This window comes from Janthinobacterium sp. 344 (genome assembly GCF_900112025.1).
In the GTDB taxonomy this organism is placed as follows: Bacteria; Pseudomonadota; Gammaproteobacteria; order Burkholderiales; family Burkholderiaceae_D; genus Janthinobacterium.
In genome coordinates this window covers 465918-482164 of record NZ_FOKL01000001.1, presented here as the reverse complement: position 1 = coordinate 482164, position 16247 = coordinate 465918, and the positions used below count along the sequence as shown (strand labels likewise).

Sequence of the window (16247 nt, the reverse complement as noted above, 5' to 3'; positions counted from 1 at the left end):
CAGGTAACGATCACCATGGTTGAAATCGAAATAGACGGCAAAAAAGTCGAAGTCCCTGCTGGTAGCATGGTGATGGACGCCGCCAACAAATTGGGAACCTACATTCCGCACTTCTGCTATCACAAGAAATTGTCGATCGCAGCGAACTGCCGCATGTGCCTGGTCGAAGTGGAAAAGGCGCCGAAGCCTTTGCCCGCTTGCGCGACCCCGGTCAGTGCCGGCATGATCGTGCGCTCTTCCAGCGATAAGGCTGTGCAGGCGCAAAAGTCGGTCATGGAATTCTTGCTGATTAACCACCCGCTCGACTGCCCGATCTGCGATCAGGGCGGCGAGTGCCAGTTGCAAGACTTGGCAGTGGGCTACGGCAAGAGCGAATCGCGCTACAAGGAAGACAAGCGCGTCGTCACGCCGAAGGAAGCCGGTCCGCTGGTGTCCATGCAAGAAATGTCGCGCTGCATCCAGTGCACCCGCTGCGTGCGCTTTGGCCAGGAAGTGGCCGGCGTGATGGAGCTGGGCATGATCGGCCGCGGCGAGCACTCGGAAATCGTGTCCTTCGTCGGCCAGTCGGTCGACTCTGAACTGTCGGGCAACATGATCGACCTGTGCCCGGTCGGCGCACTGACCTCGAAGCCGTTCCGCTACAGCGCCCGTACGTGGGAACTGTCGCGCCGCAAATCGGTCAGCCCGCATGACGGCCTCGGTTCGAACCTGATCGTGCAAGTGAAAGCTGGCAAGGTCAAGCGCGTGCTGCCACTGGAAAACGAAGCCGTCAACGAGTGCTGGATCTCGGACAAGGACCGTTTCTCGTACGAAGCGCTGGACAGTGCCGAACGCCTGACCTCGCCGATGCTGAAACAGGGCAACGAGTGGAAAGAAGTCGATTGGCAGACGGCGCTGGAATACGTGGCGCACGGCCTGAAAAACATCAAGCACGAACATGGCGCCGACGCCATCGCCGCGCTGGCAACGCCGCACTCGACCGTTGAAGAACTGGTCCTGCTGCAAAAAGTCGCCCACGGTCTCGGCAGCGAGAACGTCGACTTCCGCCTGCGCCAGACGGACTTCGCGCTGGACGCGAACGTCAAGCCATGGCTGGGCATGCCGATCAACGAATTTGGCCAGATCAAGCGCGCCTTCGTCATCGGCTCGTTCCTGCGCAAGGACCACCCATTGCTGGCAACGCGTTTGCGCGCGTCCGTCAAGGGCGGCGCCAAGCTGTCGATCCTGCACGCCTCGGACGATGATCAGCTGATCACCATCGCCAACAAGATGATCGCAGCGCCAAGCGATTGGCTGGCGGCCTTGTCGGAAGTGGTCGTTGCCGTTGCCAAGGCAAAAGAAATCGCCGCACCAGCCGGTTTCGAAGCCGTTGTTGCGTCGGACGTGGCCGTCGCCATCGCCGCCAGCCTGATGGCTGGCGACCACGGCGCCGTGCTGCTGGGTAACGCGGCAACGCAACACCCGCAAGCGTCGCAATTGCATGCTGCCGCGCAATGGATCGCCGAACAGACGGGCGCCACCCTGGGCTACCTGACGGAAGCGGCCAACACGGTGGGCGCGCACCTGGTCGCCAAGCCGCGCGCCAACGTGCAAGCTGCCTTTGCCGTGCCGAAAAAAGCCTACGTGCTGCTGCACGCCGAGCCGGAACTCGATAGCGCCAATCCACAAGCGGCCCGCGCCGCGCTGGACCAGGCCGAGATGGTCGTGGCGATGTCGGCCTTCAAGCACGGCATGGAGTACGCCGACGTCTTGCTGCCGATCGCCCCGTTCGCCGAAACCTCGGGCACCTTCGTCAACTGCGAAGGCCGCGCGCAAAGCTTCAACGGTACCGTGAAACCGCTGGCGGAAACCCGTCCAGCCTGGAAAGTGCTGCGCGTCCTGGGCAACATCCTGGGCTTGGCCGGTTTCGACTACGACACGTCCGAAGCGATCCGCGACGAAGCGTTTGGCCCTGGCGTGACCGACCTGTCGGCACAGCTGAGCAATATCGCCAAGAACGCACCGGAAGCGGCCTCGTATGCACCGGCTTCGCCAGCGCTGCAACGCATCGCCGACGTGCCGATCTACTTCGCCGACGCGCTGGTACGCCGCTCCGAACCGTTGCAACGCACGGTCGATGGCGCCGCGCCGCAAGCCCATCTGTCGCCAGCACTGGCCGCACAGCTGGGCATCAAGGCGGGCGACAAGGTCAAGGTGGCGCAAGGCTCCGGCAGCGCCATCCTGGTGGCGGCAATCCATGCCGGCCTGCCAGCCAATGTGGTCAAGGTGTCGGCGGCGCATGCCTCGACGGCTGGCCTGGGCGGCATGTTCGGTGACATCACAGTTGAAACAGCAGAGGGGAAAATCTGATGGCTCTGCCTGAATTTGTAAACGTCATCAACCACGGCGGCCAAGAACTGCTGGGTGGTAGCTGGCCTTTCTTCTGGACCCTGATCAAGATCCTGTGCGTGCTGCTGCCGCTGATGGGCCTGGTTGCTTACGCCACCCTGTGGGAGCGCAAGCTGATCGGCTGGATCCAGATCCGCGTCGGTCCGAACCGCGTGGGTCCGCTGGGCTTGCTGCAGCCGATCGCCGATGCGCTGAAACTCTTGTTCAAAGAGATCATCATCCCGTCCAAGGCCGCCAAGGGCCTGTTCGTGATCGGCCCGATCATGACCATCATGCCGGCCTTGGCCGCCTGGTCGGTCGTGCCGTTCGGCCCGGAAGCCGTGCTGGCCAACGTCAACGCAGGCTTGCTGCTGCTGCTGGCGATTACCTCGATGGAAGTCTACGGCATCATCATCGCCGGCTGGGCCTCGAACTCGAAGTACTCGTTCATGGGCGCCATGCGCGCTTCGGCACAGATGATTTCGTATGAAATCCCGATGGGCTTCGTGATGGTCATCGTGCTGATGGTCTCGGGCAGCCTGAACTTCATCGACATCGTTGGCGGCCAGCAAATCGGCTACTTCGCCGACAAGGGCGTGAACTTCATGTCGTGGAACTGGCTGCCGCTGCTGCCGATGTTCGTCATCTACCTGGTGTCGGGCCTGGCTGAAGCCAACCGCCACCCGTTCGACGTCGTCGAAGGCGAGTCGGAAATCGTGGCCGGCCACATGGTCGAGTACTCGGGCATGGCCTACGCCATGTTCATGCTGGCCGAATACGCCAACATGATCCTGATCGGCGCCCTGGCTTCGATCATGTTCCTCGGTGGCTGGTCCGCACCATTTGCTTTCCTGGAGTTCTGGGGTGGTTTCGGCGGCTTCTTCTGGCTGTTCGCCAAGACCTTCTTCATCGTCTCGGTGTTCATCTGGGTGCGCGGTACGTTCCCACGCTACCGTTATGACCAGATCATGCGCCTCGGCTGGAAAGTGTTTATCCCGTTGACGCTGGTCTACCTGGTCTTCGTCGCTGCCTGGATGCAGACATCCTGGAATATTTGGAAGTAAGAGAGTGCATACGAATGGATAAGGTAAAAGATTTCTTCAGCAGCCTCTTGTTAGGCGAGCTGATCAAGGGCATGGCGTTGACAGGCAAGTACATGTTTTCGCGCAAGATCACGGTGCAATTCCCGGAAGAGAAGACACCGATCTCGCCGCGTTTCCGTGGCCTGCACGCGCTGCGCCGCTACCCGAACGGCGAGGAACGTTGCATCGCCTGCAAACTGTGCGAAGCGGTTTGCCCGGCGATGGCCATCACGATCGAATCGGAACAGCGTGACGACGGTTCGCGCCGCACCACGCGTTACGATATCGACTTGACCAAGTGCATCTTCTGCGGTTTCTGCGAAGAGTCCTGCCCGGTCGATTCGATCGTCGAGACGCAAATCCTGGAATACCACGGCGAGAAACGCGGGGATTTGTATTACACGAAAGAGATGTTGCTGGCCGTGGGTGATCGTTATGAAAATGACATCGCCGCTGCGCGCGCCGCCGACGCACCTTATCGCTGATGGATGCGCCGCAGCTGAGAAGCTGCGGCGCGCCCCTCGTTCATCTGTACGTCTATTGGGTTTTTTATGGACTTTAAAACAATTTTGTTTTACGCCTTCGCGCTGATCTTGATCCTGGCAGCGACGCGCGTCATCACGGCCCGTAATCCGGTCCACGCAGTACTGTTTTTGGTACTGTCCTTCTTCTCCGCGGCCGGCATCTGGATGCTGCTGCAAGCTGAATTCCTGGCCATCGTGCTGGTATTGGTGTATGTCGGCGCCGTGATGGTGCTGTTCCTCTTCGTCGTCATGATGCTCGATATCAATATCGACCGCATGCGCGAAGGCTTCTGGGGCTATCTGCCGCTGTCCGTGACGGTGGGCGTGATCATCGTGCTGGAAATGGCCGCCGTCCTGTGGCACGGTTTCCGTAACTTTGCGCCGAGCATCGCGCCGGTGAACGTCAACCTGGGCGGTACCAAGGAACTGGGCCTGCTGATCTACACGAAATATGTGTTCGCCTTCGAGATCGCTGCCGTCGTGCTGCTGGTGGCCATCGTTGCCGCGGTCGCACTGACCCTGCGCAAACGCAAGGATACCAAGCATTTCGCTCCAGGCGATGCCGTGCGCGTCAAGCGCAACGACCGCCTGAAGATCATCAAGATGGACGCGGTTGTCGAGCGTCCTGCGGCTGAGCCGGAAGTTAAGGAGGCACCATGACATTATCGCTCACACATTTTCTGGTCCTGGGCGCGATCCTGTTCGCAATCTCGATCGTCGGTATTTTCCTGAACCGCAAGAACATCATCGTATTGCTGATGGCAATCGAATTGATGCTGCTGGCGGTGAATATGAATTTCATCGCGTTCTCCCATTTCATGGGCGACGCGGCCGGTCAGATCTTCGTTTTCTTCATCCTGACGGTTGCCGCCGCTGAGTCGGCTATCGGTCTGGCTATTCTGGTGGTGATGTTCCGTAATCTGGATACCATCAACGTCGAAGACCTGGACAGCCTCAAAGGCTGATGTTTTTCAGACTCGATCTCTCGAATAATAACGATTAAGGTTCATCATGGCGGGGCAACTCCTCAACCCTAACCTCCTTCTTGCCGTACCGCTGGCGCCGCTGGCCGGTGCCGCGATTGCAGGTTTGCTTGGCACCCAGTTCCTGGGTAATTTGGTCGGACGCAAGACGTCGCATACCGCGACGATCCTGGGCGTTCTGATTGCGTTCATCCTGTCCGTGCAGACGCTGCTGGCAGTGATGGATGGCGCGACATTCAATGGCACGATCTATAACTGGATGACGATCGGCACCCTGAAGATGGAAGTGGGCTTCCAGATCGATTCGCTGTCGGCGATGATGATGTGCGTGGTCACCTTCGTTTCCCTGATGGTGCACATCTACACGATCGGCTACATGAAGGACGACGAAGGCTACAACCGCTTCTTCGCCTACATCTCGCTGTTCACGTTCTCGATGCTGATGCTGGTCATGGCCAACAACTTCCTGCAACTGTTCTTCGGTTGGGAAGCCGTGGGCCTGGTCTCCTACCTCTTGATCGGTTTCTGGTACCAGCGTCCGACGGCCATCGTGGCCAACATGAAGGCTTTCCTCGTCAACCGCGTGGGCGACTTCGGCTTCATCCTGGGCATCGGCCTGCTGCTGGCCTACGCCGGCACCATGAACTACCAGGAAGTATTCGCCAAGAAAGACGAACTGGCGCTCCTGAGCCTGCCGGGCACCGACTGGGCCCTGCTGACCGTGGCCTGCATCTGCCTGTTCATCGGCGCGATGGGCAAGTCGGCGCAGTTCCCGCTGCACGTGTGGCTGCCTGACTCGATGGAAGGTCCTACCCCGATCTCGGCACTGATCCACGCCGCGACGATGGTGACGGCCGGTATCTTCATGGTCTCGCGCATGTCGCCGCTGTTCGAGCTGTCCGACACGGCACTGTCCTTCATCCTGGTGATCGGCTCCATCACGGCGCTGTTCATGGGCTTCCTGGGCATCATCCAGAACGACATCAAGCGCGTCGTCGCTTACTCGACCCTGTCGCAGCTCGGCTACATGACGGTGGCGCTCGGTTCGTCCGCGTACTCCGTGGCCGTGTTCCACCTGATGACGCACGCATTCTTCAAGGCACTGCTGTTCCTGGGCGCCGGTTCCGTCATCATCGGCATGCACCACGACCAGGACATCCGCAACATGGGCGGCCTGCGCAAATACATGCCGATCACGTGGATCACTTCCCTGATCGGTTCGCTGGCCCTGATCGGCACGCCGCTGTTCTCCGGTTTCTACTCGAAAGACAGCATCATCGAAGCCGTCGAAGCGACGCACATCTGGGGTGCTGGCTTTGCCCAGTTCGCCGTGCTGGCTGGCGTGTTCGTCACCGCCTTCTACTCGTTCCGCATGTATTTCCTCGTCTTCCACGGCAAGGAACGTTTCGGCCAGGCGCATGCGCACGGTCATGACGACCATCACGCGCCTGCGGCCAAGCACGATGCCCACGCGCATGACGACCATCACGAAGAGGAAGAGGACGACCACGGCCACCACGGTCTGGAACCTGGCCAGAAGCCGCATGAATCGCCGTTCGTCGTGTGGTTCCCGCTGGTGATGCTGGCGATTCCTTCGCTGATCATCGGCTACCTGACGATCGGCCCGATGCTGCATGGCGATTTCTTCAAGGGTGTGATCTTTGTCGGCGAAAACCATCCGGCAATGGAAGAGTTGTCGCATGAATTCCACGGCGCGATGGCGATGGCGATCCACGGCCTGTCGACGGCACCGTTCTGGCTGGCATTGTCCGGCGTGGTGGCAGCCTACTACTGCTACATGGTCAACCCGCGCGTACCGGCCTGGTTCTTCGCCAAGTTCCACGCGATCCACACCCTGCTGGACAACAAGTACTACATGGACAAGTTCAATGAAGTCGTGTTCGCCGGCGGTGCCCGCTTGCTGGGTAATGGCCTGTGGAACTTCGGTGACAAGAAGCTGATCGACGGTTTCGTCGTCAATGGCAGCGCCAAGGTCGTCGCCTGGCTGTCCTCGCTGTCGCGAGTGTTGCAGACCGGCTACATCTATCACTATGCATTCGTGATGATCCTGGGCGTGCTGGGCTTCCTGATCTATTTCCTGCCATTCTGGCCCGCTAAGTAAGCTGACCTGATAAAAGAATACTGAGAACCATGATGCAGTCTACGATTTCTACACTACCTCCTTACCTGAGTCTGTCGATCTGGGTGCCGATCATTTGCGGCGTCCTGGTCCTGGCTCTCGGCCGTGACAGCAAAGCGGGCTTTACCCGCTGGCTGTCGCTGGCTGGCGCCGTGCTCAGCATGCTGTGCACCTTGCCGCTGATCCAGCATTTCGACAACGCCGCGCACGGCATGCAATTCGTCGAAAAAGCCCCATGGATTGAAACCTTCAATATCTGGTACTCGCTGGGTATCGACGGCCTGTCCCTGTGGTTCGTGCCACTGACGGCGTTCATCACCGTCATCGTCGTCATTTCCGCTTGGCAAGTGATCGAGAAGCGCATCGCCCAGTACATGGGCTCCTTCCTGATCCTGTCGGGCCTGATGATCGGCGTGTTCTGCGCGCTGGACGGCTTGCTGTTCTACTTCTTCTTTGAAGCAACCCTGATCCCGATGTTCATCATCATCGGTATCTGGGGCGGCTCGAACCGCGTGTACGCGTCGTTCAAGTTCTTCCTGTACACCTTCTTCGGTTCGCTGCTGACCCTGGTTGCCATCATCTACCTGCGCAATGTGTCGGGCACCTTCGACATCCTGGCCTGGCACGCGTTCAAGCTGACGATGAACGAACAGATCTTCATCTTCCTGGCCTTCCTGATGGCGTTTGCCGTCAAGGTGCCGATGTTCCCGGTCCACACGTGGTTGCCGGACGTTCACGTGGAAGCGCCAACGGGCGGTTCCGCCGTGCTGGCCGCCATCATGCTGAAACTGGGCGCCTACGGCTTCCTGCGTTTTTCGCTGCCGATCACGCCGGACGCCAGCCACTACCTGTCGGGCTTCATGATCACCCTGTCGCTGATCGCCGTGATCTACATCGGTCTGGTTGCCTTGGTGCAAACCGACATGAAAAAACTGGTCGCCTATTCGTCGATCGCGCACATGGGTTTCGTCACCCTGGGCTTCTTCATGTTCAACGACATCTCGGTGCAGGGCGGTATCGTGCAGATGGTCTCGCACGGCTTCATCTCCGGCGCGATGTTCCTGTGCATCGGCGTGCTGTATGACCGCATGCATACCCGCAACATCGCCGACTACGGCGGCGTCGTGAACCGCATGCCGAAATTTGCCGCCTTCTTCGTGCTGTTCTCGATGGCCAACTGCGGTCTGCCAGCGACGTCCGGCTTCGTCGGCGAGTTCATGGTGATCCTGGGCGCGGTGAAATACAACTTCTGGATCGGCTTGCTGGCTGCGACGGCACTGATCTGGGGCGCGGCGTACTCGCTGTGGATGGCCAAGCGCGTGGTGTTCGGCAAGATCAAGAACAAGCATGTGGCTGAACTGACCGATATCAACAAACGTGAATTCTTCATGCTTGCTGTACTGGCCATCGCCGTGCTCGTAATGGGTCTGTACCCAGCCCCGTTCACCGACACGATGCAAACTTCGGTTGCTGACCTGCTGCAGCATGTCGCCACCAGCAAGTTGCCTTAAATAGAAGACCGATAACATGACTAATGCACCTAATCTGGTACCGCTGTACGCGGAAATCTTTCTGCTGATCGCCACGTCGGCGCTCTTGCTGATCGATATGTTCTTGCCTGCGGCGAAGCGTTCGATCACCTATGCGCTGTCCTTGCTGGCCCTGGCCGGCTGCGCCTTGCTGACCGTGGGCGACTTCAACGCGGGCACCACCGTCTACACGTTCCACAACATGTTCGTGTCGGACCCGATGTCGCAGCTGCTGAAACTGTTCTCGTACGGCGCCGTGGCGCTGACCCTGATCTACTCGCGTGCCTACGCCACCGACCGCAACATGCTGTCGGGTAACCTGGGCGGCGAGTTCTACGTGCTGGCCCTGTTTGCACTGCTGGGCCAGATGATCATGATCTCGGCCAACAACTTCCTGATCATCTACCTGGGTCTGGAACTGATGTCGCTGTCGCTGTACGCGCTGATCGCCTTGCGCCGTGACAATGCCAAGGCCACGGAAGCGGCCATGAAATACTTCATCCTGGGCGCGCTGGCTTCCGGTTTCATGTTGTACGGTATCTCGATGCTGTACGGCGCCTCCGGCACCCTGGACTTGAACGAAGTGCGCGTGGCGCTGGAAAACGGCAAGACCAACGGCACCATCATGGTCTTCGGCCTGGTGTTCCTCGTTGCCGGCCTGGCCTTCAAACTGGGCGTCGTGCCATTCCACATGTGGGTGCCGGACGTGTATCAAGGTTCGCCGACGGCCGTGACGCTGCTGCTGGGCGGCGCGCCGAAACTGGCCGCGTTCGCCATCACCCTGCGTCTGCTGGGCGAGGGCTTGCTGCCGATGGCGCATGACTGGCAGCAAATGCTGCTGGTGCTGGCCGTGATGTCGCTGGCCATCGGTAACTTCACCGCCATCGCGCAAACGAACCTGAAGCGCATGCTGGCGTACTCGACCATCGCGCAAATGGGCTTCGTTCTGCTGGGTCTGCTGTCGGGTACCGTTGACGGTCCGGGCAACACCCTGAACGCGGCTGGCGCGGCCACCGCCTACGGTGCCTCGATGTACTACGTCATCACCTACGTGTTCACCACCCTGGGTACCTTCGGCGTGATCATGCTGTTGGCACGTAATGGTTTCGAAGCAGACGAACTGGCCGACTTCAAGGGCCTGGGCAAACGCAGCCCGATCTTCGCCCTGGTGATGACCCTGTTCATGTTCTCGCTGGCCGGCGTGCCGCCGCTGATGGGCTTCATGGCCAAGTACTCGGTGCTGGCATCCGTGCTGGCCACGGGCCAGCTGTGGCTGACCATCGCCGCCGTGCTGTTCTCGCTGATCGGCGCCTTCTACTACCTGCGCGTCGTGAAAATGATGTGGTTCGACGAGCCGACGGACAGCAACGCGCTGGTCGTGCATGGCGACATGCGCGTCGTGCTGGCCCTGAACGGCGTATTCGTCCTGGCGCTGGGCGTCATGCCGAACAGCATCCTGGCGGCCTGCGCATCGGCCATCAGCAAGACGCTGGCGTCCTGATCGATGGATGTCACCGTCTCCAGCTGGCTGGTGATCGCCCTGGGCATCCTGGGCGCCAACCTGCCTTTCTTTAACGAGAAACTGTTTGCCGCCGTGCCCTTGAAAAAGGCGGCGCCAGCGGAGCAGGGCTGGCGCAAGCCGCTGGCACTGCGCCTGCTGGAGATGGTGATCCTGTACTTCATCGTCGGCGCCGTGGCGTTCGCGCTCGAAGCGCGCATCGGCAATGGTTTCCCGCAGACATGGGAGTTCTACGCCATCACGGGATGCCTGTTCCTGGTGCTGGCCTTCCCCGGCTTTGTCGCCCGCTACCTGCGCAAACGCCGTTAGCAGCAACGACCAGAAACGGCGCCTCCGGCGCCGTTTTTTATTGAATAAAGGAATTGCATGGATACGAACCTGATTGAAACCAAAGTGGACGGCGAGATCGTCTACGAGGGCGGCTTCCTGCGCGTGCAGCGCGACCGGGTGACGCTGCCAGACGGCAAGATCACGGCGCGCGAATTCATCCTGCATCCGGGCGCCGTCGTCATCCTGCCGCTGCTCGACGACGGCACGGTGCTGATGGAGCGCCAGTACCGCTATCCGCTGGAGCGGGTCTTCATCGAATTTCCTGCCGGTAAAATCGACGCGGGCGAATCGCACCTGGCCTGCGCCCGGCGCGAGTTGCTGGAAGAGACGGGCTACACGGCCAGCGACTGGCAATTCGTGTCCACCATCCACAATGCCATCGCCTATTCGGACGAGCACCTGGAACTGTTTTTGGCGCGCGGTCTGGTGGCGGGCGAGCGCCGTCTCGACGACGGCGAATTCCTGGAAACGTTTACGGCCACCGTGCCGCAGCTGCTGGACTGGGTCAGGGACGGCACCATCACGGACGTAAAAACCGTCATCGGCATCTTCTGGCTCGACAAGATCACCAGCGGCGCCTGGCAGCCGGCCTGATCCTGCGCATGCGCACGGCGCTCTTCCTGCTGCTCGCTGGTGCCGCCCTGGGGGCGCAGGCGCAGGCGCGCACGCCGTTCCAGGTGCGCTGCGAAGACACCATCAGCAAGACGGTGTCCGTGCTGACGGCGCAGCAGAACGGCTACAGCATCGACACGCACCTGCCGTACAAGGCGCTGACGGTAATGAAGGGCACGGCGCGCGCCAACACCTGGGTGCTGGGCCTGACGAAGACGGATTCGCAGGTGCAGATCGGCCTGGCCGGTCCCATGCTGCAAGATCCCTCCAGCGGCTACGAATGCGTGGCGCCGCAGATCAGCGTGAAGATTACCTATGCGCCCGTGGTGATCTACATCGGACGCGAGTTCGCCCCCGGCAGCTGCGCGTATGATGAGATACTCAAGCACGAGCTGCGGCACATGAAAACCTATATGGAACATTTGCCGAAGGTGGAACAGACCGTGCGCGCCGCGCTGGCCAGGCGCTTCGAGGCGCGTCCCCTGTATGCGCCCAGCGGCACGGCCAAGGCGGCGCTGGCGCGCGAGATCGATACGGGCTGGCTGCCGTACATCAAGGCGGAAATGCGCAAGGTGGAAACCTTGCAGGCGGCGATTGATTCACCGCAGGAATATGCGCGCCTGGGCAAGGCGTGCAATGGCGACATCCAGAACATCCTGGCGGGCAAGGCAGCGTCCGCCAAATAGACAAGGACAGGCATGACAGCAGCACCGAATACCCCCCGTTACTTTGCGCTGATCCCCGCCGCCGGCGTGGGCGCGCGCATGCAGGCGGGCAGTCCCAAGCAGTATCTGTCGATCGCCGGCAAGCCCATGCTGCGCCACGCGCTCGACGCCTTTCTCGCCAGCCCGCTGATCGCGCATGCCTATGTCGTCGTCAGCGCCGACGATGGCGTGATCGACACGGTCGTGCCGCAGCACGGCGTGACCGTGCTGCGCTGCGGCGGCGCCACGCGCATGGAAACGATACTGAACGCCCTGCAAGCCTTGCACGGCAGCGTGGCCGCGCACGACCAGGTGCTGGTGCACGACGCGGCGCGTCCCGGCCTGACGCCGGCGCTGATCGAAAAGCTGATCACCGAGGTGGGCGCGCATGCGGCCGGCGGCTTGCTGGCCTTGCCCGTGGTCGATACCGTCAAGCGGGCGGGGCCGGGCAATGTGTCGGCGCGGACGGTGCCGCGCGACGGCCTGTGGCTGGCGCAGACGCCGCAGATGTTCAGCTATGCCTTGCTGCACCGGGCCTTGTCCGAAGCGCCCGATCCGCTGGCCATCACGGACGACGCCAGCGCCGTCGAGGCGCTGGGCCTGGCGCCGACACTGGTCGAGGGCCACCCGCGCAACCTGAAGGTGACCCTGCCGCGCGACATCCACACGGCCGAACTGTACCTGGCCAATCCCTGCATTTGAAAGCGAACGACATGAACACAACGACTCCCGTACTCCCTTTCCGCATCGGCCAGGGCTATGACTGCCACGCGCTGGTGGAAAACCGCGACCTGATCATCGGCGGCGTGAAGATTCCCCATCACCTGGGCCTGCTGGGCCATTCCGACGCCGACGTGCTGCTGCACGCGATCACGGACGCCATCTTCGGCGCGGCCGCGCTGGGCGACATCGGCCGCCACTTCCCCGACACGGATGCGCAATTCAAGGGCGCCGATTCGCGCACCCTGCTGCGCGAAGCCGTGCGCCGCGTGCAGGCGACGGGCTATGTGATCGGCAACATCGACGCCACCATCATCGCCCAGCGCCCGAAGATGGCGCCGCACATCGCCGCCATGTGCGCCAACGTGGCCGAAGACCTGGGCGTATCGGTGGGACAGGTGAACATCAAGGCCAAGACGAATGAAAAGCTGGGCTATCTGGGACGCGAAGAGGGCATCGCGGCCGAAGCCGTGGCCTTGCTGCTGCGCGCCTGAGCGTACCACGGGAAATGTTGAGAAAACGGAATCATATGTCCAGCCGTATGTAGCGACCAGTCATGTGCTGGTTCGGCGTCGGGATCTTGGCCATGGCCATGCCGACCGGGTGGGGGGCGGTGGCGGCGGAGGCAGTGACGCTGCGGCACCGCCGCCTGCCAGCTGGTGATAGAACGCGATGGCGTCGGCTATCTCGGCAGTGATGCGACATCTAGCCAGCTTCAAGCGTTTCAGTGGCGAGCTGTTGTTCCCGGATGGTAACGGCGCATTGCCGCATATCGGCGGCGCGTCCGCCGTGCAATCTGTGCTATTTTTAGAAGGCGGCGCGATGGCAAAGACCATCCCGGCCGCTTTTTTTCATATAGACAGGAGAACTCCGGATGCCAACCATCAAGCGCACACACCTTGCCACCGCACTGTTGCTGGGGGCCTTCGCGGCGTCCGCCATGCCCGCCCACGCCGAACTGCAAGCCACGGGCGAACCGCCCGCCGCGCAACAGGGCTGGAAGGCCGAGACCGTCGCGCAGGGCGTGCGCCAGCCGTGGGGCATCGCCTGGCTGGGCGAGGGGCGCGCGCTCGTCACCAGCAAGCAGGGGACATTGCATCTGCTCAATGGCAAGACGTTCACCGATGTGCCACTGGAAGGCATGCCCGCCGTCTTCACGGGCGGGCAGGGCGGCCTGCTCGATATCGTCATCCATCCGCAGGATGCGGCCAAGCCGAACCCGCGCGTGTACATGACGCTATCGACGGGCACGAATGCGGCGAACCGCACGACCCTGGTGCGCGGCGTGTTCGACGGCAAGAAGGTGACGGGCATCCAGACCCTGTTCAAGGTGGCCACCGACAAGAGCGGCGGCCAGCATTTCGGTTCACGCCTGTTGTGGCTGCCGGACGGCACTTTGCTGATGAGCGTGGCCGACGGCGGCAATCCGCCGCTGCGCATCGGCGACCGCCTGGCGCGCGAGCAGGCGCAAAACCTGGCCACGCACCAGGGCTCCATCCTGCGCCTGACGGAAGACGGCAAGCCGGCGCCAGGCAATCCGCTGGCGGCCAAGGGCGCCTTGCCGGAAATCTGGTCGGTTGGCCACCGCAACGTGCAGGGCCTGGCGCTCGACCCCGTGTCCGGCCGCGTGTGGGCGACGGAGCACGGTCCGTATGGCGGCGACGAGCTGAACCTGGTGGTGGCGGGCGGCAACTACGGCTGGCCGCTGCAAAGCTATGGCGCCGACTACCAGACGCACGAACCGGTCGGCAAGCACGAGGTGGCCGGGATGATCAACCCGAGCGTGGCCTGGGTGCCGTCGCCGGCGCCGTCGGGCCTGGCCATCTACACGGGCGACAAGATTCCCGCCTGGCGCGGCAGCGTGTTCAGCGGCGGCCTGGCGGCCAAGGATATCCGCCGCATCGCCGTCGACGCGAACGGCAAGGTGACGGGCCAGGACCGCCTGGCCATCGGCGCGCGCGTGCGCGACGTGCGCCAGGGACCGGACGGCTACCTGTATGCGCTGACGGACGAAGAGAATGGGCGCTTGCTGCGCATCGTGGCGCAATAGCACGCCAGGCGCCCACTTCGCTTAAGATGGCGCCTTTGTTCAGAAAGAGGTGGCGGCATGGCCCGTGATACTTATGCATACCGGCATGTCGCCGTCGAATCGCGCGATGTTCATGGCCGTGTGGAAATCCGTCCCGTGCCGGGCCAGGCCTTTTCGCCGGAGCTGGCCGTGCAGTGCTCGCGCCGCCTGAGCGACCTGCGGCGCTACCCGCTGGGCAGCCGCTTCTTGCTGTTCGCCAAGCTGACGGACCGCCTGGGCGGCACGCCCTTCCTGTATGCGTATCACGGCGATGCCGATGTGCCAATGACGCCGGCCGAGGTGAAGAAATTTCTCGGCGAATTCCGCCGCGGGCGCATCTGATTGTTTCCTACGCTTCGCACGCCGTCGCGCCGGCCGCCGCCGTCGCCTGCGGCTTGCCGAAGATGCCAATGGTCAAGGCGCAGCCGAGGGCGAACAGGCCGCCCACCACCATGGCGCTGGCCACGCCCAGATGATCGACGGCCAGGCCGCCCAGCAAGGCGCCCGAGGCCAGCGACACTTGCACGATGGCCACGAACAGCGCGCTGCTGCCTTCCATCAGATGGGGCGCCGCCTTGAACATCCACGTCTGCACGGCGATCGGCATGGCGCCGAAGCCGAAGCCCCAGATCGCCACCAGCAGCATGGCCGTGAACGCATGGCTGCCCAGCGCGGCCAGCGCCAGGGTCGAGATGCCGAGGATGGCCCCCGTCACCAGCAGCGCCGCACGCTCGTGGCGCCCGGCGACCCAGCCGCCGGCGATGTTGCCGATGAAGCCCGATGCGCCATACACCAGCAGCATGGCGCTGACGGTGGCGGCGGACAAGTGTGAAATCTGCGTGAGGAAAGGCGCGATATACGTGTAGGCGGCGAACTGGCCCGTGAAGAGCATGGCCGTGGCGATCAGGCCCAGGCGCGCCTTGCGGATGCCAAAGATCATCGGCAGCTGGCGCAGGCGGATGGCCTGAGTCGGTGGCAGCTTGGGCAGCAGGAACAGCTGGCCGATGAAGACTAGCACGGCAATCGCGCTGGCGCCGCCGAAGGCCACCCGCCAGCCCACCAGCTCGCCCACCAGGGCGCCGGCCGGCACGCCTGCCACCGTGCCCAGCGAGACGCCGGCGAAGATGATCGACATGGCGCGCGAGGCGTGCTGCGGCGACACGAGGCGGGGGCCGATGGCGCTGCCGATGGCCCAGAAACCGCCCACGCCGACGCCCAGCATGGCGCGTCCCAGCAAGATCCACGCGTACGAAGGCGCCAGCGCCACCAGCAGGTTCGAGGCCACCAGCAGCGCCGTGAGCGCCAGCAGCACGATGCGGCGGTCCAGCCGGCCCGAGCCGACGGTGACGAAAATGGCGGCAAACGCGGCGACGATGCCGGGCGTGGTGATCATCAGGCCCGCCTGGCCTTTGCTGATGGCCAGCTCGGCGGCCATGGCCGGCAGCAGGCCGACGGGCAGGAATTCGGACGTGACGAGGGCGAAGGCGCCGATGCCGACCGACAGGACGGCCAGCCAGGGCGCCACGGTGGCGTCGTCGCTGGCGGCAGGCGTATTGGCCTGCGCAGAAGAGTTGCTGGGTACTTGCATGATGGGTTCCTGAAAAGCTGAGAGGTTTTTAACCGGTCGGTATATAATATTCGGGAATCCACAGCGTTGTCACAATTTTTT

Annotated in this window: 16 protein-coding genes; 15 read left to right on the top strand and 1 reads right to left on the bottom strand. The window is 62.3% G+C overall.

What is annotated here, in order from left to right:
• The first annotated feature begins 15 nt into the window (after positions 1-15).
• From nuoG to BM193_RS02075, 15 genes are all read left to right on the top strand, one after another.
• A complete protein-coding gene (nuoG, locus tag BM193_RS02145; protein WP_092795025.1) occupies positions 16-2349 on the top strand; it encodes an NADH-quinone oxidoreductase subunit NuoG in 2334 nt (777 codons plus the stop codon).
• Complete coding sequence (nuoH, locus tag BM193_RS02140; RefSeq protein ID WP_092795023.1) at positions 2349-3431, top strand: NADH-quinone oxidoreductase subunit NuoH; 1083 nt, start codon at positions 2349-2351, stop codon at positions 3429-3431. Before nuoG ends, nuoH begins: the two co-directional genes overlap by 1 nt.
• 14 nt (positions 3432-3445) lie before the next feature.
• The gene (gene nuoI / locus BM193_RS02135) at positions 3446-3934 is read left to right on the top strand and encodes an NADH-quinone oxidoreductase subunit NuoI (RefSeq protein WP_010399726.1); all 489 of its coding nucleotides are present in this window, start codon (positions 3446-3448) and stop codon (positions 3932-3934) included.
• A 66-nt stretch (positions 3935-4000) separates the two neighbouring features.
• Positions 4001-4633, top strand: a complete 633-nt coding sequence (locus BM193_RS02130; RefSeq protein ID WP_034779507.1) for an NADH-quinone oxidoreductase subunit J — start codon at positions 4001-4003, stop codon at positions 4631-4633.
• Positions 4630-4938, top strand: coding sequence for an NADH-quinone oxidoreductase subunit NuoK (nuoK, locus tag BM193_RS02125; RefSeq protein WP_010399724.1), 309 nt, complete (start codon positions 4630-4632; stop codon positions 4936-4938). Before BM193_RS02130 ends, nuoK begins: the two co-directional genes overlap by 4 nt.
• A 46-nt stretch (positions 4939-4984) precedes the next feature.
• On the top strand, positions 4985-7078 hold the full coding sequence (nuoL, locus tag BM193_RS02120; RefSeq protein ID WP_092795022.1) for an NADH-quinone oxidoreductase subunit L: 2094 nt from the start codon (positions 4985-4987) through the stop codon (positions 7076-7078).
• 29 nt (positions 7079-7107) lie between these two features.
• Positions 7108-8607: an NADH-quinone oxidoreductase subunit M gene (locus BM193_RS02115; RefSeq protein WP_092795020.1), complete on the top strand. Its 1500-nt coding sequence runs from the start codon at positions 7108-7110 to the stop codon at positions 8605-8607.
• A gap of 16 nt (positions 8608-8623) precedes the next feature.
• Positions 8624-10126, top strand: coding sequence for an NADH-quinone oxidoreductase subunit NuoN (gene nuoN / locus BM193_RS02110; RefSeq protein WP_092795018.1), 1503 nt, complete (start codon positions 8624-8626; stop codon positions 10124-10126).
• Between the two features lie 3 nt (positions 10127-10129).
• Positions 10130-10453 (top strand): DUF2818 family protein, encoded by a 324-nt coding sequence (locus BM193_RS02105; RefSeq protein ID WP_092795017.1) that lies wholly within the window; start codon positions 10130-10132, stop codon positions 10451-10453.
• A 57-nt stretch (positions 10454-10510) separates the two neighbouring features.
• Positions 10511-11068 (top strand): NUDIX domain-containing protein, encoded by a 558-nt coding sequence (locus tag BM193_RS02100; protein ID WP_092795015.1) that lies wholly within the window; start codon positions 10511-10513, stop codon positions 11066-11068.
• A gap of 8 nt (positions 11069-11076) precedes the next feature.
• Complete coding sequence (locus BM193_RS02095) at positions 11077-11772, top strand: hypothetical protein (protein ID WP_175533126.1); 696 nt, start codon at positions 11077-11079, stop codon at positions 11770-11772.
• A 12-nt stretch (positions 11773-11784) separates the two neighbouring features.
• Positions 11785-12492 carry a 2-C-methyl-D-erythritol 4-phosphate cytidylyltransferase gene (gene ispD / locus BM193_RS02090; protein WP_092795011.1) on the top strand — a complete coding sequence of 236 codons (708 nt, stop codon included), beginning with the start codon at positions 11785-11787 and terminating at the stop codon, positions 12490-12492.
• A gap of 11 nt (positions 12493-12503) precedes the next feature.
• Entirely contained in the window at positions 12504-13004 is a 501-nt protein-coding gene (gene ispF, locus BM193_RS02085) for a 2-C-methyl-D-erythritol 2,4-cyclodiphosphate synthase (RefSeq protein ID WP_092796967.1), read from the top strand.
• A 380-nt stretch (positions 13005-13384) separates the two neighbouring features.
• Positions 13385-14560, top strand: a complete 1176-nt coding sequence (locus BM193_RS02080) for a PQQ-dependent sugar dehydrogenase (RefSeq protein ID WP_092795009.1) — start codon at positions 13385-13387, stop codon at positions 14558-14560.
• Positions 14561-14617: 57 nt separating this feature from the next.
• Positions 14618-14920, top strand: coding sequence for a hypothetical protein (locus BM193_RS02075; RefSeq protein WP_092795007.1), 303 nt, complete (start codon positions 14618-14620; stop codon positions 14918-14920).
• Positions 14921-14927: 7 nt separating this feature from the next.
• Here BM193_RS02075 and BM193_RS02070 read toward each other — a convergent pair whose 3' ends face one another.
• Positions 14928-16166 carry an MFS transporter gene (locus BM193_RS02070; protein ID WP_092795005.1) on the bottom strand — a complete coding sequence of 413 codons (1239 nt, stop codon included), beginning with the start codon at positions 16164-16166 and terminating at the stop codon, positions 14928-14930.
• Positions 16167-16247: the final 81 nt, after the last annotated feature.

What these genes read in the sequence shown, in the direction of transcription:
- BM193_RS02105 (WP_092795017.1), top strand. Translation starts at nt 10,130, where the DNA reads ATGGATGTCACCGTCTCCAGCTGGCTGGTGATCGCCCTGGGCATCCTG.
- BM193_RS02075 (WP_092795007.1), top strand. Translation starts at nt 14,618, where the DNA reads ATGGCCCGTGATACTTATGCATACCGGCATGTCGCCGTCGAATCGCGC.
- nuoH (WP_092795023.1), top strand. Translation starts at nt 2,349, where the DNA reads ATGGCTCTGCCTGAATTTGTAAACGTCATCAACCACGGCGGCCAAGAA.
- BM193_RS02095 (WP_175533126.1), top strand. Translation starts at nt 11,077, where the DNA reads ATGCGCACGGCGCTCTTCCTGCTGCTCGCTGGTGCCGCCCTGGGGGCG.
- BM193_RS02100 (WP_092795015.1), top strand. Translation starts at nt 10,511, where the DNA reads ATGGATACGAACCTGATTGAAACCAAAGTGGACGGCGAGATCGTCTAC.
- BM193_RS02070 (WP_092795005.1), bottom strand. Translation starts at nt 16,166, where the DNA reads ATGCAAGTACCCAGCAACTCTTCTGCGCAGGCCAATACGCCTGCCGCC.
- ispD (WP_092795011.1), top strand. Translation starts at nt 11,785, where the DNA reads ATGACAGCAGCACCGAATACCCCCCGTTACTTTGCGCTGATCCCCGCC.
- nuoL (WP_092795022.1), top strand. Translation starts at nt 4,985, where the DNA reads ATGGCGGGGCAACTCCTCAACCCTAACCTCCTTCTTGCCGTACCGCTG.
- BM193_RS02130 (WP_034779507.1), top strand. Translation starts at nt 4,001, where the DNA reads ATGGACTTTAAAACAATTTTGTTTTACGCCTTCGCGCTGATCTTGATC.
- BM193_RS02115 (WP_092795020.1), top strand. Translation starts at nt 7,108, where the DNA reads ATGATGCAGTCTACGATTTCTACACTACCTCCTTACCTGAGTCTGTCG.
- ispF (WP_092796967.1), top strand. Translation starts at nt 12,504, where the DNA reads ATGAACACAACGACTCCCGTACTCCCTTTCCGCATCGGCCAGGGCTAT.
- nuoN (WP_092795018.1), top strand. Translation starts at nt 8,624, where the DNA reads ATGACTAATGCACCTAATCTGGTACCGCTGTACGCGGAAATCTTTCTG.
- nuoG (WP_092795025.1), top strand. Translation starts at nt 16, where the DNA reads ATGGTTGAAATCGAAATAGACGGCAAAAAAGTCGAAGTCCCTGCTGGT.
- nuoK (WP_010399724.1), top strand. Translation starts at nt 4,630, where the DNA reads ATGACATTATCGCTCACACATTTTCTGGTCCTGGGCGCGATCCTGTTC.
- nuoI (WP_010399726.1), top strand. Translation starts at nt 3,446, where the DNA reads ATGGATAAGGTAAAAGATTTCTTCAGCAGCCTCTTGTTAGGCGAGCTG.
- BM193_RS02080 (WP_092795009.1), top strand. Translation starts at nt 13,385, where the DNA reads ATGCCAACCATCAAGCGCACACACCTTGCCACCGCACTGTTGCTGGGG.